The sequence below is a fragment of the Saccharopolyspora hordei genome, from assembly GCF_013410345.1.
GTDB classification, from domain to species: domain Bacteria; phylum Actinomycetota; class Actinomycetes; order Mycobacteriales; family Pseudonocardiaceae; genus Saccharopolyspora; species Saccharopolyspora hordei.
The window spans coordinates 4,251,043-4,270,242 of sequence record NZ_JACCFJ010000001.1; the positions used below are offsets into that span (position 1 = coordinate 4,251,043).

Annotated in this window: 14 protein-coding genes; 8 read left to right on the forward strand and 6 right to left on the reverse strand. The window is 73.2% G+C overall.

Annotated elements, in window-relative coordinates:
- Positions 1–70: 70 nt before the first annotated feature.
- Positions 71–2,554: an ATP-dependent Clp protease ATP-binding subunit gene (locus HNR68_RS19490; protein ID WP_179723173.1), complete on the forward strand. Its 2,484-nt coding sequence runs from the start codon at positions 71–73 to the stop codon at positions 2,552–2,554.
- Positions 2,555–2,606: 52 nt separating this feature from the next.
- Here the strand turns inward: HNR68_RS19490 and HNR68_RS19495 are convergent, their stop codons facing one another.
- Positions 2,607–2,963: an arsenate reductase family protein gene (locus tag HNR68_RS19495; protein ID WP_179723175.1), complete on the reverse strand. Its 357-nt coding sequence runs from the start codon at positions 2,961–2,963 to the stop codon at positions 2,607–2,609.
- Positions 2,964–3,105: 142 nt separating this feature from the next.
- Between HNR68_RS19495 and HNR68_RS19500 the strand changes: the two genes are divergently transcribed.
- The 3 genes from HNR68_RS19500 (at position 3,106) to HNR68_RS19510 (ending at position 5,837) form a co-directional block, all read left to right on the forward strand.
- A complete protein-coding gene (locus tag HNR68_RS19500) occupies positions 3,106–3,372 on the forward strand; it encodes a DUF3040 domain-containing protein (RefSeq protein WP_179723177.1) in 267 nt (88 codons plus the stop codon).
- A gap of 345 nt (positions 3,373–3,717) precedes the next feature.
- Positions 3,718–4,722, forward strand: a complete 1,005-nt coding sequence (locus HNR68_RS19505; protein WP_343050260.1) for an ABC transporter substrate-binding protein — start codon at positions 3,718–3,720, stop codon at positions 4,720–4,722.
- Positions 4,723–4,739: 17 nt separating this feature from the next.
- Positions 4,740–5,837, forward strand: coding sequence for an LLM class flavin-dependent oxidoreductase (locus tag HNR68_RS19510; RefSeq protein ID WP_179723179.1), 1,098 nt, complete (start codon positions 4,740–4,742; stop codon positions 5,835–5,837).
- A gap of 111 nt (positions 5,838–5,948) precedes the next feature.
- Here HNR68_RS19510 and HNR68_RS19515 read toward each other — a convergent pair whose 3' ends face one another.
- Both HNR68_RS19515 and HNR68_RS19520 read right to left on the reverse strand, forming a co-directional pair.
- A complete protein-coding gene (locus HNR68_RS19515) occupies positions 5,949–6,809 on the reverse strand; it encodes a MauE/DoxX family redox-associated membrane protein (protein WP_179723181.1) in 861 nt (286 codons plus the stop codon).
- Positions 6,806–8,725: an ABC transporter ATP-binding protein gene (locus tag HNR68_RS19520; RefSeq protein ID WP_246330492.1), complete on the reverse strand. Its 1,920-nt coding sequence runs from the start codon at positions 8,723–8,725 to the stop codon at positions 6,806–6,808. Before HNR68_RS19520 ends, HNR68_RS19515 begins: the two co-directional genes overlap by 4 nt.
- A gap of 255 nt (positions 8,726–8,980) precedes the next feature.
- On the opposite strand from HNR68_RS19520, the gene HNR68_RS19525 reads away from it, so the two are divergent.
- Positions 8,981–9,151: an SflA family class IV lanthipeptide gene (locus HNR68_RS19525; RefSeq protein ID WP_179723183.1), complete on the forward strand. Its 171-nt coding sequence runs from the start codon at positions 8,981–8,983 to the stop codon at positions 9,149–9,151.
- Between the two features lie 76 nt (positions 9,152–9,227).
- Entirely contained in the window at positions 9,228–11,759 is a 2,532-nt protein-coding gene (lanL, locus tag HNR68_RS19530) for a class IV lanthionine synthetase LanL (RefSeq protein ID WP_179723185.1), read from the forward strand.
- Here lanL and HNR68_RS19535 read toward each other — a convergent pair.
- From HNR68_RS19535 to HNR68_RS19545, 3 genes are all read right to left on the reverse strand, one after another.
- Complete coding sequence (locus HNR68_RS19535; protein WP_179723187.1) at positions 11,756–13,915, reverse strand: glycoside hydrolase family 3 C-terminal domain-containing protein; 2,160 nt, start codon at positions 13,913–13,915, stop codon at positions 11,756–11,758. The genes lanL and HNR68_RS19535 overlap by 4 nt on opposite strands.
- A 98-nt stretch (positions 13,916–14,013) precedes the next feature.
- On the reverse strand, positions 14,014–15,831 hold the full coding sequence (locus HNR68_RS19540) for a bifunctional sugar phosphate isomerase/epimerase/4-hydroxyphenylpyruvate dioxygenase family protein (protein WP_179723189.1): 1,818 nt from the start codon (positions 15,829–15,831) through the stop codon (positions 14,014–14,016).
- A complete protein-coding gene (locus tag HNR68_RS19545; protein WP_179723191.1) occupies positions 15,818–16,699 on the reverse strand; it encodes a shikimate dehydrogenase in 882 nt (293 codons plus the stop codon). The genes HNR68_RS19540 and HNR68_RS19545 overlap by 14 nt, the downstream gene beginning before the upstream one ends.
- Positions 16,700–16,811: 112 nt before the next feature.
- On the opposite strand from HNR68_RS19545, the gene HNR68_RS19550 reads away from it, so the two are divergent.
- Both HNR68_RS19550 and HNR68_RS19555 read left to right on the forward strand, forming a co-directional pair.
- On the forward strand, positions 16,812–17,462 hold the full coding sequence (locus HNR68_RS19550) for a TetR family transcriptional regulator (RefSeq protein ID WP_179723193.1): 651 nt from the start codon (positions 16,812–16,814) through the stop codon (positions 17,460–17,462).
- A 129-nt stretch (positions 17,463–17,591) separates the two neighbouring features.
- Positions 17,592–18,926: an MFS transporter gene (locus tag HNR68_RS19555; RefSeq protein WP_179723195.1), complete on the forward strand. Its 1,335-nt coding sequence runs from the start codon at positions 17,592–17,594 to the stop codon at positions 18,924–18,926.
- Positions 18,927–19,200 lie beyond the last annotated feature (274 nt).

Here is a 19,200-nt window from a genome sequence, read left to right on the forward strand (position 1 = left end):
CGTTGGTTGACAACGGAAGACTCAAGGAGATGGCGGCGGCAGCCAGCAACACCGTCGCGAGGAGGTTGGCATGGCGATGTTCTTCGGACCGGCCGGCGGCCCGTTCGACGAGTACTTCGCGCGCTTCTTCGGGGCCGATGACGCCGCGTCCGGTGCCCGGCGGATCGACATCTCGCAGCTGCTCACCGAGCAGGCCCAGCAGCTGGTCACCGCGGCCGCGCAGTTCGCGCGCAAGCGCGGGCAGACCGACCTGGACGCGTTGCACCTGCTGTGGGCGGCCGCGCACGAGAAGCCCACGCGCGAGCACCTGGAGCAGGTCGGCGTCGACCCCGAGACCTTCGCGGCGGAGGTCGAGGCGCACCTGCCCGCCGCCGGTGAACCCGCCGGCGAGCGCTCGGTGACGCTGACGCTGGCTGCGCGCACGGTGCTGGCCGACGCGCACCGCGTCGCCCGCGCGTTCGGCTCCACCTACATCAGCCCGCTGCACGTGCTGCTGGCGATGTCGGCGAGCCCGGAGTCCGAGACCGGGCGGCTGCTCGGCTCGGCCGGCGCCGGCCCCGAGGCGCTGCGCGCCGCGAGCCAGCGCCCGCGCGCCGAGCAGGAGCGGCCGCGCAAGGACAGCAGCACCCCCACCCTCGACCAGTACGGCCGCGACCTGACCGCGCGGGCCCGGGAGGGCGAGCTCGACCCGGTGATCGGCCGCGACACCGAGATCGAGCAGACCGTGGAAGTCCTGTCCCGGCGCACCAAGAACAACCCGGTGCTGGTCGGTGAGGCCGGTGTCGGCAAGACCGCGATCGCCGAGGGGCTGGCCCAGCGCATCGCCGCGGGCGAGGTGCCGCAGGTGCTCCGCGACAAGCGGGTGGTGCAGCTGGACCTGTCCAGCATGCTGGCCGGCACCCGCTACCGCGGTGACTTCGAGGAACGGATGACCAAGGTCATCGACGAGATCTCCGAGCACCGAGACGAGCTCGTCGTGTTCATCGACGAGGTGCACACGGTGGTCGGCGCCGGCAGCGCCGAGGGCGCGATGGACGCGGGCAACATGCTCAAGCCGCGCCTGGCCCGCGGTGAGCTGCACGTGATCGGGGCGACCACGCTCGACGAGTACCGCAAGCACATCGAGAAGGACCCCGCGCTGGAGCGCCGGTTCCAGCCGGTCCAGGTGCCCGAGCCGAGCGTGTCGGACACCGTGCGGATCCTGCAGGGCCTGCAGCAGCGCTACGAGCAGCACCACCAGGTCCGCTACACCGAGGACGCGGTGCACGCCGCGGCCCGGCTGTCCCACCAGTACGTCAACGACCGGTTCCTGCCGGACAAGGCGATCGACCTGATCGACCAGGCCGGTGCGCGCAAGCGGCTGTCCTCGCCGGTCCAGGACACGGCCGAGCTGCGCCGCCGCATCGAGCGGCTGGAGGAGCTCAAGGACCAGGCGGTGGCCGAGGAGGACTACGAGCGCGCCACGGCGCTGCGCGACGAGGTCAACCAGGCCCGTGCTCGGCTCACCGAAGCCGAGTCCACCGGGGCGCTGGAGGTCACCGCCGAGGACGTCGCCGAGGTCGTGGCCCGGGCCACCGGGATCCCGGTCAGCCGGTTGACCGCCGCCGAGAAGGAGCGGCTGCAGAACCTCGAGCAGGAGCTGCACCGGCGCGTGGTGGGCCAGGACGACGCGGTGCGCGCGCTGGCCCGCGCGGTCCGGCGCTCCCGCAGCGGGCTCGGCGACCCGAACCGCCCGGTGGGCAGCTTCCTGTTCCTCGGCCCGACCGGGGTCGGCAAGACCGAGCTGGCCAAGGCGCTGGCCGAATCGCTGTTCGGCGACGAGCAGCGGATGGTCCGGCTGGACATGAGCGAGTTCCAGGAACGGCACACCGCCAGCCGCTTGGTCGGCGCCCCGCCCGGGTACGTCGGCCACGGCGAGTCCGGTGAGCTGACCGAGGCCGTGCGGCGGAACCCGTACTCGGTGGTGCTGCTCGACGAGGTCGAGAAGGCGCACCCGGACGTGTTCAACACGCTGCTGCAGGTCCTCGACGACGGCCGGCTGACCGACGGCCAGGGTCGCACCGTGGACTTCACCAACACGGTGCTGATCATGACCAGCAACCTGGGGTCGGAGATCGTCTCCAACCCCGGCGGCAAGATCGGCTTCACCGCCGACGACGCCGACCCGGCGCTGGACGAGCGGATCATGCCGCGGTTGCGGGAGGCCTTCCGGCCGGAGTTCCTCAACCGCATCACCGAGATCGTGGTGTTCAAGCGGCTGGACGGCGAGCAGCTGCACACCGTCACCCGGATGCTGCTGGAGCACACGGTCCGGCGGCTGGGCGAGCTGGGCATCGACGTCGAGTTCGACCAGGCGGCAGTGGCCTGGATCTCCGAGCGGGGCTACCAGCCCGAGTTCGGCGCCCGGCCGCTGCGGCGAGCGATCGAGCGCGAGGTCGAGGACCGGATCAGCGACCTGATCCTGGACGGCCGGCTCTCCGAGGGCTCGCGGCTGTCGGTGTCCGCCGCCGACGGCGAGCTGACCCTCCGGGTCCGCGAGCCGGTCTCGGCCTGACCCGAGCAGCGAGCGGGGCGGGTGCCGGACGCACCCGCCCCGCTCCCGCGCGTCAGGGCAGCACCGACCGCACCGCCTCCGGCGTCCGCGCCACCACCGTCGTCCCGTCGTCGGCGGTGATGATCGGACGCTGGATGAGCGCGGGGTGCTCGACCATCACCGCGATCCACCGGTCCCGGTGCGCCGGGTCCTTCGGCCACGAGCCGATCCCGAGCTCCGCGGCCACCGGCTCCCCGGTGCGCGCGACGTCCCACGGCTCCAGCCCCAGCCGGTCGAGCACCTCGCCCAGCTCCGCGGCCGTCGGCGGGTCGTCCAGGTAGCGGCGGACGGTGTACTCCACCCCCGCCTCGTCCAACGTCGACAGCGCCGACCGGCACTTCGAACACGCCGGGTTGACCCAGATCTCCATCCTCGCTCCCCACGCGCGGCGAACCGACGCACCGATCTTGCCAGCGCCGCTCTCCGGGCCGATGGACCCTTCCGCCTGCCCTTCACAGCCGCCACGATCGTTGCAATACTTGTTCAAGGAGGCTTCTTCCGTGGAGGTGGCCATGCTTCCCAGGGACGAACGTCGCCGCCTGAAGGAGATCGAGAACCAGCTCATCGGCGACGACCCCAAGCTGGCCCGCCGACTGACCGAGACCAGCGCGCTGCGTCGGTTGTGGCTCCAGCTCTCGCCGCGGATGCTGCTGGTCCTGGTGGCGTCCGTCCTGGCCGTGATGTGCCTGTTCCTCGGCGAGGGCAGCGCCATGTTCTTCTCGGCGGCCGTGGCCATCATCGCGTTCACCTCGCAGAAGTGGCGGATCCGCTTGGAATGAGGCCGTCGCACCCCCGGCCGCCGACGCGAGATCGGCGGCCGCTTCCCGATCTCTGGGAGGATCGGCCGCACCGTTGACGCTGGCGCGCGCGGACTGCGAGCATCTGCGGCGTGACCGGACGCTTCGCGTTGACCTGGCGCTTGCACGTCGATCTGCGACGGCAGGCCAGCTCCGCATGTCGTCGCCGGTGACGTCTTCTCGGACCCACCGCCGGTGATCCCTGCGCGCTGATCATCGGCGCCTTCTCTTCGAACCGCCTCGCGGCACCCCTGCCTGCGGGCGTGGTCCTCGTTCGCTTCCCGCGATCTCCCCTGCCCGCTTCTCGTGAATCGGAGCGTGTCGACCGTGCGTCGTCGTGATTTCCTGACCGTGCTCGCCGTGTCCTCGACCGGGTTACTCGCCGCCTGCAGCGGTGGCCGTGCCGATCCCGAGCAGGCACCCGTCCCGCCACCGGTCCCGCCGGAGCAGCTCTCCTCGGTGACGCTGCGCGTCGGTGACCAGAAGGGCAACTCCCGGTCGTTGCTGCACTCGGCGGGTCTGGACGACTTCCCCTACACCGTCCAGTGGGCCACCTTCCCGTCCGGGCCACCGCTGCTGGAGGCGGTGTCGGCGGAGGCGGTGGACATCGGCGGCGTCGGCAACACTCCCCCGCTGTTCGCCGCGGCGGCCGGGGCCGGGATCCGCGTGGTCGCCGCCTCGAAGGGCAACGTCGCCAGCGACGTCCTGCTGGTGCGCGGGAACTCCCCGCTGCAGCGGGTCGACGAGCTGCGCGGCCGCGCGATCGCGGTGGCCAAGGGAAGTTCCGCCCACGGGCAGGTCCTGCTGACGCTGCGCGGGGCCGGCCTCACCCTGGACGACGTCGAACTGGTGTTCCTGCAGCCGTCCGACGCCCTGGGCGCGTTCCAGCAGGGCGCGGTGGACGCGTGGGCCATCTGGGACCCCTACTTCTCCCAGGTGCAGCTCGAGGCCGACGTGCGCGTGCTGGCCGACGGGACCGGCACGGCCAACGGGTACAGCTTCCAGGTCGCCAGCCCCGCCGCGCTGGCCGACGCGGGCCGCAACTCCGCCATCGCCGACTACCTGGTGCGGCTGGCCCGGGCGCTGCGGTTCGCCCACGACAACCCCGAGGCACGCGCCCAGGCCTGGGCCGAGGACACCGGGCTCTCCGTCGAGGTGACCCGGCGCGCCACCGCGCTCGGGCCGGACCTGCCCGTGCCGCTCGACGCCGAGGTGATCCGCTCCGAGCAGGAGCTCGCCGACGCGTTCGTGGCCGCCGAGGAGATCCCCCGCCGGTTCAAGTTCGCCGAGTTCGTCGACACCCGCTTCGCCGAGCAGCTCGCCGCCGCCTGAGCAGACTGGAGCAGATCATGGCCGTGACCACCCACTGGTTCCTGCCCACCCACGGGGACGGTCGGTCCATCGTGGACCGTCCACACGTGACACCGCAGGGCGCGAACACGCCGCGCCGACCGGACATCGACTACCTGGCGCAGGTCGCGCAAGCCGCCGAGCACCTCGGGTTCACCGGGATGCTCACCCCCACCGGCAGCTGGTGCCAGGACGCGTGGATCACCACCGCCGCGCTGCTGGCCCGCACCCAGCGGATCAAGTTCCTGGTCGCGTTCCGGCCCGGTTCGCTGACCCCCACGCTGGCCGCCCAGCTCGCCGCCACCTACCAGCGGGTGTCCGGTGGGCGGCTGCTGCTCAACATCGTCACCGGCGGTGAGTCCACCGAGCAGCGGCGCTACGGCGACTGGCTGGACCACGACCAGCGCTACGAGCGCACCGACGAGTTCCTCGCCGTGCTGCGCGGGATCTTCGAGGGTGAGCCGTTCGACTTCGACGGCACGCACTACCAGGTCCGCGGCGCGACCGCGTTCGAGGCACCGGACCCGGCACCGCCGCTGTACTTCGGCGGCTCCTCGGAGGCCGCGCTGCCGGTGGCCGCACGGCGCGCCGACGTGCACCTCACCTGGGGCGAACCGCCGGACGCGGTGGCGCGCAAGGTCAAGGTGCTGCGCGAGCTGGCCGCCGAGGAGGGGCGCACCCTGCGGTTCGGCCTCCGCGCGCACGTCATCACCCGCGACACCAGCGAGGACGCCTGGGCCACCGCGCAGCGGTTCGTCGAGCAGATGGACCCCGCCGACGTCGCCGCCTCGCAGGCCAAGCTCGCGAGGTCCGAGGCGACCGGGCAGCAGAACATGGTCGCCCTGCACGGCGGGGTGCTGCCCACCGACGCCCGGCAGCTCGAGGTGCACCCCGGCCTGTGGGCCGGGGTGGGGCTGCTGCGCGGCGGGGCCGGCACCGCGTTCGTCGGCAGCCACCGCGAGGTCGCCGACCTGATCGAGGAGTACCACTCGGTCGGCATCGAGGAGTTCGTGCTCTCCGGGTACCCGCACCTGGAGGAGGCGTACTGGTTCGGCGAAGGGGTGCACCCCGAGCTCGCCCGCCGCGGCCTCCGCTGACCCCACGACGCCGCGTGCCGCCACCGCACCCCCGGCCGGTGGCGGCACGCGGCGAGCCAGTTCCACGGAGGACCGGACGGACCGTCCACTCAGGACGCGTCGGCCCGGGGATCACACCCCGGCCGCGTCGAGCAGACGCGCCACCTGCTCCGGTCGGTTCGCGCCGCCGTGCGCCAGCACCGCACCGGAGCCGTCGGTGACCACCACGTAGGGCGGCCCCGGGACGCCGTTGGCGTCGAACACGTCCGGTCCGGTCACCACCGGCAGGTCGACGCCGTGCTCGGCGAGGTGCTCCCGCACCGCGACCTGGTCCGCGGAGCTCACCAGCACCACCGGCACCCGGTCGGCGGTCGCCCGGAACTCCGGCAGCATCGCCCGGCAGGCCCCGCACAGCGGCGAGACGAAGGCGAACAGGACGCGGTCCCCGCTCCCGGCGAAGGCCGAGACGTCGGTGCCGATCTCGAACCGGCTCCCCAGCACCGGCCCCGACGGCGTCCCGTCCCGGCGGGACACCAGCGCGGCCACGCCGAAGACCACCACGACCAGCAGCGCGGCCACGAGCAGCTGCCCCGGCTCGAACGGCGTGCCCGCGCCGAACCCCGCGACCACCGCCAGCACCAGCAGCAGCGCCGTGCGGGTCAGCGAACCCGTGCCGACCTCCTCCTGCGCGCCGAAGCAGCCGCAGGCGACCCGCGTCCCGCGGCGCAGCACGACACCCATGCCGGTCAGGAACGCGCTGAACAGCACCACCGCGAGCACCGCCCCCCACAGCCGCACCGGAGGCGGCACCAGCAGCACCGCGCTCACCAGCTCGGCGCCCGCGACGGCACGCGCCGCGGCCGGGACCCACCCGCTCGGCAGGACCTGGTAACCGGCCACCGCCTCGGCGAACCGGTCGAGGTCGCGCAGCTTCCCGAGCGCGGCGACGGCCAGCACCCCGGCCACCGCCAGAGCCGCGGCGGCGGCCGTCATGCCGAGCTCGGCTCTCGGTAGGCCGCCGCCTGCAGCTCGTAGAGCTCGGCGTAGCGACCGCCGGCCAGCTGCAGTTCGGCGTGCGTGCCCTGCTCCACGACGCGACCGCGGTCCAGCACGTAGATCCGGTCCGCGTAGCGGACGCTGGAGAGCCGGTGCGAGATCAGCACCACGGTCCGGCCCGCGGCGTGCCGGCGGATCCGCTCGAACAACGCGTGCTCGGCACGCGGGTCCAGCGCCGAGGTCGGCTCGTCGAAGACCATCACGTCCGCGTCCCGGTAGAAGGCGCGGGCGATCGCGATGCGCTGCCACTGCCCGCCGGAGAGGTCGTGCCCACCGCGGAACCGGCGGTCCAGCAGCGTCTCGTAGCCGTGCTCGAGCCGGGCGAGCACCGCGTCCGCCCCGGACGCGCGCGCGGCCTCGTCCATCCGCTCGTCGTCGCGCGGCCGCCCCATCGTGATGTTCTGCGCCGCCGTGAGCGGCCACCGGGTGTGGTCCTGGGCGATCACCGAGATGCGTTCGCGCAGCGCGTCACCGGAGACCTCGGCGAGGTCGACGCCGTTCCAGCGGACCGCGCCGGAGTCCGGCCGGTACAGCCCGGCGAGCAGCTTGGCCAGCGTCGTCTTGCCCGACCCGTTCTCCCCCACCAGCGCCACGACCTCGCCGCGCTCGACCGCCACGCTCACCCCGTCGAGCGCGGGCGTCTCCGCGCCCGGGTAGGTGAAGCGCACCGAGTCGGCTTCGAGCCGGTGGAACGGCGCGAGCTCCCCGCTGCGCTCGGGCGGCACGAACCGTTCGGCCAGCGCGCAGAACTCCAGGTAGTCCCCGAAGTACAGCCCGGCCTCGTAGAGCTTGTTCACCGATTGCATCAGGCTGGTCAGCGAGGACTGGCTGGCCCGGATGGTCAGCACCGCGGTGCCCACCACCGCCAGCGGCACGACCCCGAACGCCAGCATCAGCCCGAGCGTCGCGTACACGACGGCGAGCGCGACACCGCCGAGCAGGTCGCCGGTCATCCGCGTGGTGGCCCGCTGCCAGGCGACGTCGAGCTCCACCCGCTGCTCGTGGTCGGCGACGCGGTCGTACTCGTCGAGCAGGAACCGGCGCAGCGTGAAGGCGCGCACCTCCGCGGCCGGCGGTCGCTCGGCCATCAGGTCGGACAGCAGGAACTTGCGCCGCCGCGCGGTGGAGACCCGGCGGAAGGCCGCGTAGCGCATCCGCGCCGACCGCAGCGCGGCCCAGCCGTCCGGCACCGCCGTCACCAGCAGCAGCGGCATCAGCGCGGGGTGCAGCACGCCCAGGGTGATCGCCGCGGAGAGCACGCCGATCACTCCGGTGAGCACGTTGACGGTCATCTCCACGACCGTCGCCGAGTCGGGCACGCCGTTGTCGCGCGCCCGCTGCATGGAGTTGTGGAACTCCTCGTCGTCGAACGCGGTCAGCTCGACCCGCGTGGTCAACCGGAACAGCCGCGTCTCGGCCAACCGCTCGACCTGCGGCTTCAGCCGTTCCTGGGCCCAGGTCGCCACCGCCAGCATCCCGGCGCGCAGCCCGGCGGCCGCGGCCACCACCAGCAGCGCCGGGATCGCCGCACGCACCCGGTCCGCGGTCGCCCCGGCGGCGAACAGCGACTCCAGCACGTCGTTGGTGGCGAGCAGCCCGAACGCGGTGAACAGGCCCGCCAGCACGTTGAGCCCCAACGTGGCCGCGGTGTCCGCGCGACTGGCCTGCCACGCGACCCCGACGGCGTCGCGGGCCAGCGTCGGCAGTCGCCGCGCGATGGCCCCCAGCCCCGCGGAGAGCAGCTCCGCGTCGTGCGCCTGCCAGTACGGCACGACGAGGTCGTCCGCCTCGACCGCGGTGCGGCGCCGCCACGTCATCCGCGTCGCCTGGTTCCCGGACAGGTTGCCAGGCAACGGATCCTCCCCATCACGGTCGAGAAGCTAGTCCACACCGAGCGAATTCCGCAAACACGCGTTGTTGGTCCGTTCGGCCCTAGGTTGTCGATCCCGGGTGTGCTGACAATCCCAGAGGTTGCACTGGGGAGCCGACCGCGCGGTGGGGGAGCGCGGATCTTCGCGAAAACGTTGGTGTGGCGGCACATCCGCCGCCACCTCCGGCAACCCCCGGAACGTCCCGCCAGACCGGCGGACGAGAGAGGAGAGACGATCATGCCCACCCAGCTCCTGGAACCGCGCGACGCGGGAACCGTTGAGATCGAAGACGTTTCGGTCGACTTCGAGGTCGACCTCAAGGAGGTCCTGCACGGGCCGCAGGCGTGCGTGAACACCTGCAAGCGGACCGTGTGCAGCAGCTGGCCCTGCTGTCCGTCCATCGTCTGACGGGACTCGCCCACGTCGGTGGGGACGTCCACCGGGCGTCCCCACCGCGTCCCGACGACCCGAACCGGGGGAACGGATGACCAGCACGACGACGGACCTGCAGGACCGGTTGACCCGCACCGCCACGGCCGCGGGCCGGGAGGTGGCGGTCGACGAGACCTGGGTGAGCGTGCGCTGCCCCGGTGCCGCGGTGCCCGACCAGGGCTGGAAGCTGCACGTCTCGGCACGCCCGGGCACGCTCGACGAGACCGTCGACACCGTCCTTCCGCTGCTGCTGGCGCACGACTGCGACTTCAAGGTGGCGCGCTCCCCGGAAGGGCTGCGGGAGCTCAACTCCGGTGACGTCGACCCGGCCACCGTGGGCAAGGCGATGACCGTCTACCCGCCGCAGGACCAGGTGGTGCGGCTGGGCCACCTGCTGGCCGAGGCGCTGGTCGGCAAGACCGGTCCGCGGATCACCAGCGATCGCCGCGTCCGCCCGGATTCCCCGGTGTACTACCGCTACGCGCCGTTCCGCCCGCAGTACCGGGTGGACGACAACGGTGACTTCGAACTGGTGGTGCACGGCCCGGACGGCACCGCGCTGCCCGGCGCGGCCGGACTCGAGTTCAGCTGTCCACCGTGGGCCACCGATCCGTTCCGCCCCTCCTCGGGCGGGGGCGGCACCGCCACCGTGCTCGGCGGTCGCTACCGGTTGACCTCCGGGGTGGTGCGCGGACCGCGCGGCAACGTGTACCGCGCCATCGACCCCGACGGCCGGCCGGTGGTGGTCAAGGAGGCCCGCGCCCACGTCGGGGAGAACGTCCACGGGATCGACCTGCGGATGCAGCTGCGCAACGAGCGGCGCGTGCTGCAGGCGCTGGACGGGGTCGACGGGGTGCCCGGGCTGGTCGACCACTTCCGGCACGGCGAGGACGAGTACCTCGTCACCACCGACGTCGGCACCCTCGACCTCAACCGCTACGTCGGCGAACGGACCCGGTTCTTCGACGACGCCGAGGGCCCCGAGCAGGACCTGGGCGTGCTGGCCAGGCGGCTGGCCGACGTGCTCGCCGCGGTGCACGAGCGCGGCGTGGTGGTGCGCGACCTCTCGCCGAAGAACGTGGTGCTCGACGACGAGGGCCGCTGCACGCTCATCGACTTCGGCAACAGCTACTTCGACGGGTTCCAGCTGCACGGGTGGACGCGCGGCTACAGCGTCCCCGACCAGCACACCGACCGGCAGGCCGAGCCCGCCGACGACTACTTCTCGCTGGGCGCGACGCTGTTCTTCGCCGCCACCGGGATCAACCCGATCGGCGTCGACCCCGACCCGGTGCGCAACCTGGAGCGCACCCTGCTCTGCCTGGAACTGCTGCACCCGGACCCGACCGGCGTGCGCGCGCTGATCCCCGGGCTGCTCAGCCTGGACCCGGCCGAGCGCACCGCGGCGTTCGCGGACCTGCGCGCCGGCCGCACCACCCGCCGCGGCCACCGGCCGACGGCGCCGCGGCTCACCCCCGAGCTGCTCGAGTCGGTGCTGGCGCACACCGTCGAGACCTGCGTGGCCGCAGCGCGCGCGATGGCGGCCGACGAGCAGCGGGGAGCGGAGCCGCCCAAGACCAACGTCTACAGCGGTTCGGCCGGTCTCGGCCTGGAGCTGCTGCACCACGCCGACGGCGTCGAGGCCGGGATCGAGCTGGCCCGCTGGACGATCGCGGCGATCCCGCCGGCGCGGCTGCCCGCCGCGCTGCACTTCGGTCGGACCGGCACCGAGGTCTTCCTCGCCGCGGCCCGCCAGCTCGCCGCGGACCTGCCGCGGACCGCGCCGATCACCCTCGGCGAGGACGAGCGCGCCGACCACATCCACGGCGTGGCCGGCATCGGTGCGGGCCACCTGGTCCTGCACGACCTGGAACCGGACCGCGGGCACCTCGCGGTGGCCGACGAGTGCGCCCGGCGGCTGCTCACCGGCCAGGTCCGGGAGTCCGAGGACTCGGTGCCCGCGGACCCGCAGACCGGGGTGGCGCTGGAGGCCGGTTTCGCCCACGGCGAGGCGGGGATCGCGCACTTCCTGCTGTGCTACCACCAGCGCACCGGCGACCCGGCGGCCGAGGAGGCCGCCGCGAAGCGGTTCGCGGCGCTGGCCGAGCAGGCGACGGAGCTGGTCGGGACCATGCGGCGCCGCCCGGCGCGGGCGATGGCGGCGTCCTGGTGCCAGGGGATGTCCGGCATCTCCTCGGCGCTGCTCGCGGCCGCCCTGCACTGGGACGACGACCGCTACCTGGCGCTGGCGAAGGACGGCGCACGCGCGTGCCTCGGGCTGGCCCCGCAGGCGTGGGTGGTCTCGCAGTGCTGCGGCCTGGCCGGGATCGGCGAGGCGCTCGTCGACCTGGCGATCGCCACCGGGGACGAGGAGTTCTGGCGCGGCGCCGAGGAGATCGCGGTGCACGTGCTCGTGCGCAGCGGCGGCGACCACGCGGCACCGGTGTTCCCGGACAACTCGCTGGAGACCTCCAGCGCCCCGTGGGCGACCGGGACCTCCGGTGTGCTGTCCTTCCTCCGCCGCCTGCACCGGCGCGAGGGCAGCCGCCTGTGGACTCCCGGCTGGCGCCTGACGACGGCCTAGACCTGCAGCTCCGCGGTGAGGCGGATGTCGCGGGAGGACTCACCGACGGCCACCGCCACCGTCCCCGGCGCCACGCGCCAGGAGTGCGTCGTCTCGTCCCAGTAGGACAGGTCCCGCTCGGTGAGCTCGAAGAGCACCTCCGCCGTCTCCCCCGGCTCCAGGGAGACCTTGCGGAAGCCCCTGAGCTGCTTCGGGGGTTGGCGGACCTGCGCGCTCGGCGACGGCACACCGAGGTAGAGCTGCGGCACCGCGAAGCCCGGGCGGCTGCCGGTGTTGGTGATCGAGGCGCGCACGGTCCGGCCGTGCACGCGCAGGTCCCGGTAGGCGAACGTGGTGTAGGACAGGCCGTGCCCGAACGGGAAGGCGGGCTCGATGCCGGCTTCGTCGTAGTGCCGGTACCCGACGAACACGCCCTCGGAGTAGTGCACCCGCTCGGCCACACCCGGGTAGCGCTCCGGGTCGCCCGCGGTCGGCAGGTCGTCCTCGCGGGCCGGGAACGTGACCGGGAGCCGGCCGCCGGGATCGACGTCGCCGAACAGCACGCGCGCCAGCGCGGTGCCCGCGTTCGCGCCCGGGTACCACGCTTCCAGCAGGGCGCGGACGCGGTCCCGCCACGGGGTGAGCACCGGTCCGCCGGTCTCCAGCACCACGACCGTGTTCGGGTTGGCCGCCACCACCGCCTCGACCACCGCGTCCTGGTCGACCAGCGGGTTGCCCACGTCCAGCGGCGGGAACGACGCCAGGCCCGCGTCGACGTCCAGGCCGGGCTTGTCCAGGAACTCCGACTGCAGGTCGGCGGCGAACACGATCGCCACGTCGGCGTCGCGCGCGAACTCCGCCGCCGCACGCGGGTCACCGCCCGGGTGGTGGTCCACCGTGACGTCCGGGCCCACCCGCTGCTCGATGCCCTGGCGCGGCGTGACGACCTCGAACGGCGTGACCGACGACGAACCACCGCCCTGCACGAACCGGTCCGCCGCGTCCCCGACGACCGCGATCCGCCCGCCTCGCAGCGCCTCGGCGTCCAGCGGCAGCAGCCCGTCGTTGACCAGCAGCGTCGTCCCGCTCTCGGCCACCCGCGCGGCCAGCGCGAAGTGCGCGTCCCGGTCGATCAGCGAGTCGTCCGCCGGGAACGGCGGGCGGTCGAACACCCCGTGGGCGAACATGGTCCGCAGGATGCGGTGCGCGTGGTCGTCGACGTCGGCCGTGCTGGCCGAACCCGCCGCCAGCGCCGCCGAGATCGCCGCCGGCGAGTACACCAGCGCGGGCCAGGGCTCGAAGTCCAGGCCGTTGGACAGCGAGGCCCCCGTGCGCCTGGTCGCGCCGTAGTCGGCGATGGTGTAGCCGCGGAAGCCCCACTCCCCCTTGAGCACATCGTTGAGCAGCCACTGGTTCTCGCACGCGTGCTGTCCGTTGACCTTGTTGTAGGCACCCATCACCGCGCCGACCCCGGCCTCGCGCACCGCGGCCTCGAACGGCGGCAGGTAGACCTCCCGCAGGGTCCGCTGGTCGACGACCGCGTCGTAGGTCATCCGCGAACCGGTGACCGCGAGCACGCCTTCCTGGTTGTAGGCGGCGAAGTGCTTGACGCAGACGATGAGCCCTTCCTCGTGCGCCCCGTGGATCCACGGCACCGACAGCCTGGTCGTCAGGTACGGGTCCTCGCCGAAGCCCTCGAAGGTGCGGCCGGCCAGCGGGACCCGGGCGATGTCCACCGTCGGCCCGAAGACCACGTCGTTGCCCTTGCACTTGATCTCGTTGGCGACCGCGGCCCCGTACCGGAACGCCAGCTCCCGGTCGAACCCGGCGGCCAGCGCGATGGTCGCGGGCATGGCGGTGCCCTCGCCCTGCCGCGCACCGATCGGGCCGTCGCCGTAGTGGACCGGCGGCACACCGAGCCGCTCGATGCCGTGCCCGGTCCCGGTGTGGCCGTCCGGACCACCGATCGCGCCGAGGAGTTCGTCCCCGCCCAGCAAGGAGACCTTCTCCTGCAGCGTCATCTCGCGCAGCAGCAGCGCGGCGCGCTCGTCCGGCGGCAGTCCCGGGTCGCACCAGGGGCGCTCCCCGCAGCGCCCCGGTGCGGCCGCCGCGGGGCGACCGGCGGCCAGCAGCAGCGCTGACGTGGACAGGAACGTACGACGGCTGAACACGACCACGAACTCCTCCCGCAGGTCCGCTCCAGTCTGCGCGAGCGAACAGCCGTGGTCATCGGCTGGACGGCCGACGGCGCGGTGCTCCGAGCGGGAGGGCGCGGTCAGCCGTTCGCCAGGCGCCGCCGTCGGTGGGCGGCCATCCGGACCGGCGCGTTGGGCACGCCGTAGCCGGAGTACCCGCCGATGCGCTGGACGAGCTCGAAGAAGATGCGGGACCCGAACACCTCGGTGCACAGGTGCAGGTACTCGCCGTGCTCGTCGCGGTCGTAGAGCACCGAGCCGGCGCGCAGCTCCGCCAGGAGCTCCGGGTCGAGGCCCAGCCGCGCGTCGAGGTCGTCGTAGTAGTTGTCCGGGACGGTCAGCACCGGCGCACCGCGCTCGCGCAGCGCGCGCGCCGCAGCCAGCACGTCCTCGCAGGCGAAGGCGATGTGCTGCGGGTCGCGGACCGCGGGCGCCCACTCACCCCGGCGGACCAGGGTGCCGGTCAGCGCCATCCGCACCGTGCCCGACGGGTTGCACACCGCCCGGCTGCGCACCATCCCGAACGGCGCCGCGTACTCGGTGACCGGCTCCGGCTCCAGCCCGAGGACCGAGCGGTAGAACAGCGCTGCCTCGTCGAAGTGGTCGAACGGCTGGGTCAGCGCCACGTGGTCGATGCCGGTGATGCCGAGCGGGCCCGGCGCGTCCCCCGCGTCCACCGCGTGGAAGTCCGACAGCCAGCTGCCGGCGTCGCAGAAGAACACCTCCGTGCCGTCCGGTGCCTCCACCGACGCCAGGTCGGCTTCCTCCGGCCCGCGGGTGCGTGGGAGAACCGGGGCGCCCATCGCGTCCGCGCGCCGTGCGGAGCGGCGCGGTTCCTCGCTCTGCACCGCCAGCGCGCCGATCGCCGCGGAGTCCGGTGTGGACGATGCCGTGTGGAGCAGCACGCGGGTGCCGGCCTGTTCCCACAGCTGCACCGGTTTGCTGCGGTGCTCCCCGGTGCGCGCGAAGCCCAGCGCGGTCAGCGCGTCCGCCACCCGCGCGCCGGCGACCTCGTCCACGGTGAGCTCGGCGAACGCGTGCCCCGCGAGCTGCGGCGCCGGGTCGGCCACCGGGAACCCCAGCTGCTCCTCCAGCAGCCGCAGCGAGCGCATCGCGTCGACCGCGGCGGGGTGCGGGTCGGCTTGGCGGAAGACGTCGTTGAACACCTCCAGCGACAGCGGACCCGCGTAGCCGGTGGAGAGCACGTTGCCGACGAAGGTGGGCAGGTCGAACGAGCCCTGCCCGGGGAACAGCCGGTGGTGGCGGCTCCACTGCAGCACGTCCATGTCCAGCTGCGGCGCGTCGGCCAGCTGCAGGAAGAACAGCTTCTCGCCGGGGATCGTGCGGATCAGGGCCGGGTCGCCGCCCCGCGACAGCACGTGGAAGCTGTCCAGGCACAGGCCCAGCGCCGGGTGGTCCGCGCGGCGCACGATGCGCCAGGAGTGCTCGTAGGTGTTGACGAACCGACCCCACGCCAGCGCCTCGTAGGCCACCCGCATGCCGCGGGCCGCGGCGCGGTCGGCCAGCGCGCGCAGCTGGTCGGCGGCGAGCTCGTCGTCGTCGACCGCGTCCGGGGAGACCGTCGAGCACACCAGCACCAGGTCGACGCCCAGCTGCTCCATCACGTCGAACTTCCGCTCCGCGCGGCGCAGGTTCGCCCGCAGCACGTCCGGAGGGACCGCCTCGAAGTCGCGGAACGGCTGGTAGAGGTCGATGGTCAGCCCCAGGTCGGCACACCGCTGCCGGATCTCGGCGGGCGAGGCGGCGGAGGCGATCAGGTCGTTCTCGAACAGCTCAACGCCGTCGAACCCCGCGGCAGCGGCGGCGGCCAGCTTGTCCTCGAGGGTGCCGGACAGGCACACGGTGGCGATCACCCGGCGAGGCTCAACTGTGGACATGCACACCTCCGGCGAGGTCGGCGAAGTGGCGCAGCATGCGGTCGGCGTCCGGCTCGACGCCGGTGAACAGGCGGAACGAGTCGACGGCCTGGAACACGGCCATCCCGCCGCCGTCGAGCACCCGGCAGCCGCGGGCGCGGGCGGTGCGGACCAGCTCGGTCTCCAGCGGCCGGTAGACCACGTCGGCCACCCACAGCTCGGGGCGCAGCAGCTCGGCGGGCACCGGCGTCCCGGGGTGCGCGGCCATCCCGACCGGGGTGGCGTGCACGAACCCGTCCGCCCAGGCCAGCGCGTCGGGCACGGTGTCCAGCGGCGCGGCCTCGACCCGGTCGGCGCCGAAGCGCTCCCGCAGCGACGCCGCCAACCGCTCCGCGCGCTCCGGCACCGCGTCGAGCACCCGGAGCACGCCGGTGCCCAGGGTCAGCAGCGCGTGCGCCACGGCCGACCCGGCCCCGCCCGCCCCGAGCAGCACCACGCGGTCCACCGGGGCGTCCGGCAGGCCGCGGCTGAAGCTGCGGGCGAACCCGGACCAGTCCGTGTTGTGCCCGACCGCGCGGCCCCCGGTGAGCACGACCGTGTTGACCGCGCCGAGCGCGACCGCGTCCGGGGAGAGCTCGTCGAGGTGCTCGACGACCAGTTGCTTGCACGGGTGCGTGATGTTGAGGCCGTCGTAGCCGGCAGTGCGGGCCGCGGCCAGCAGTTCGCCGATGGCGTCAGCGGGCTTGCCCAGCACGTCCAGGTCCCACCTGCGGTAGAGGTAGCGCAGGCCGAGCTCGTCGGCCTCCCGCTCGTGCAGGGGCGGGCTCAACGACGGCCCGATGCCCGATCCGACGAGCCCGATGAGGTAGCTGTCCTGGGTGTGCACCATCCCGCCTCACGTCAATGAACGAACCAGCTAGTTCATAGTAGGGCGGAAGCGGCGATCGCGGAAGGGCGCTCGACTACAGTGAGCGCAAACGCCGATCCGCACGAGGAGCGCCGTGGCAGCACCGACGTCCGACCCCTCCGAGGCCCGGCAGCGCGACGCCGAGCGCACGCGCGCGGAGATCCTCGAGGTCGCCACCCTGGAGTTCGCCGACAAGGGCTACGCGGGCGCCCGGGTCGACGAGATCGCCGCGCGCACCAGCACCACGAAGCGGATGATCTACTACTACTTCGGCGGCAAGGAGCAGCTCTACCTCGCCGCCCTGGAGAACGCCTACTCGGTGATCCGCGACATGGAGCGCGAGGTCGACGTCGAGGGGCTGGACCCGGTCGAGGCGATCCGCCGGCTGGCCGAGCTGACCTTCGACCACCACGAGTCGCACCCGAACTTCCTGCGCCTGGTCAGCATCGAGAACATCCACCGCGCCGAGCACCTGGCCAAGTCGGACCTGCTCCCCCGGCTGGCCGACCCGGCGCTGGGCGTGCTGGACCGCATCCTGGAGCGCGGCCGGGCCGCGGGCCTGTTCCGCGAGGACGTCGACGCGCTGGACGTGCACATGGTGATCAGCTCGTTCTGCGTCTTCCGCACCGCCAACCGCTACACGTTCCAGGCGATCTTCCAGCGCGACATGCTCGACCCGGCGCGCCGCGAGCACTACCGCCGGATGCTCGGCGACCTGGTGATCAACTTCCTCACCGCTCGCTGACCACACGTGGGGATCGGGTCCGCCGCAGGTCTTGACAGGCGCACCGGCACACCGCAGCCTTTGGGACTAACTAGATGGTTCATACATCGCCGGTCGCAGCGGCGGTGCACGGACACTTGGAGCCTCGACGTGAGCCCCCACCCCTCCGCCCAGCGCGGCGCACCACGCAAGGCCGCCCTCGCCGCGTGGATCGGCAGCGCCCTGGAGTACTACGACTTCTTCATCTACGGCACCGCCGCCGCGCTGGTGTTCAACAAGATCTTCTTCCCCGAGTCCTCCCCCGCCCTCGGCACCCTGCTCGCGCTGGCCACCTTCGGCGTCGGCTACCTCGCCCGGCCGATCGGCGCGTTCGTGCTGGGCCACATCGGCGACGTCTTCGGCCGCAAGCGCGTCCTGGTCGCCACGGTGCTGCTGATGGGCGTGGCGACCGTGCTGGTCGGCTGCCTGCCGACCTACCAGCAGATCGGGGTCGCCGCACCGGCGCTGCTGGTCGCGCTGCGGCTGCTGCAGGGCTTCTCCGCGGCGGGCGAGCAGGCCGGCGCCAACTCGATGTCGCTGGAGCACGCGCCACCGGACCAGCGCGCCTACTACACCAGCTTCACGCTCAGCGGCACCCAGGCCGGGCAGATCCTGGCGACCGCGGTCTTCCTGCCGGTCGCCGCGCTGCCCGAGGAGCACCTGATGTCCTGGGGCTGGCGGGTGCCGTTCTGGCTCAGCGCGGTCGTGGTGGTCGTCGGCCTGGTGATCCGCCGCAACCTCGACGAGACCCCGGTGTTCGAGCGGGAGGTCGCCGCGGGTGGGACCACGCGCGCGAAGACGCCGATCGCGCCGCTGTTCCGCGACCACTGGGCCGACGTGCTGCGCGTCGTCGTGGCCTCGGTGATCGCGGCGGTGAGCACCATCTTCACCGTCTACGCGCTGAGCTACGCGGTGAACACCGTCGGCCTGGAGCGGACGCCGATCCTGTGGGTCGGGGTGCTGGCCAACCTCGTCGCCCTGGTCGCGATCCCGCTGTGGGCCCGCCTGGCCGACCGGATCGGCCGCAAGCCGGTGTTCATCGGCGGGTCGCTGGGCTGCGCGGTGCTGACCGCCGCGTACCTCTGGTCGCTGTCGATCGGCCACTACCCGCTCATCTTCCTGACCGGGATCCTGGTGTTCGGCGTCGTCTACAGCGCGACGAACGGGATCTGGCCCGCCTTCTACGGCGAGATGTTCCCGGCCCGCGTCCGGCTGTCCGGCATGGCGATCGGCACCCAGATCGGGTTCGCGATCGCCGGTTTCTCCCCGAGCATCGCCGAGGCCATCGGTGGCGGCCGGGACGGCTGGGTGAACGTCGCGCTGTTCACCGCGGGCCTGTGCGTGCTCAACGCGCTCGCGGTGGCCACCGGCCGGGAGACCTACCGGGTGCCGACCGCGGAACTGGGGCTGAAGCGGCGCGGCGAGCCGGACACCGTGACCGCCTGACCCGGGGTTCTCGTCCACCGTGGACGACTTGTGTCCCACGTGGACGCTCGCACGGACGAAGTGGAGCGGCCCGGCGCAGTGTTCGCGCCGGGCCGCTCTCGCGTCGTGGTCGTGAGTGCGCGAACCGGCTGGGGGCGGCTCGCGCACTCACGACCCGGTGCACCCGCCCCGCCGGCCCCTCCTGATCCAGCCGACTGCGCTCGCCGCCAGCGCCCACGCGATCACGGTCTCCACCAGCAGCCACGCCCACATGACGGCCTCCTCACCACGTCCA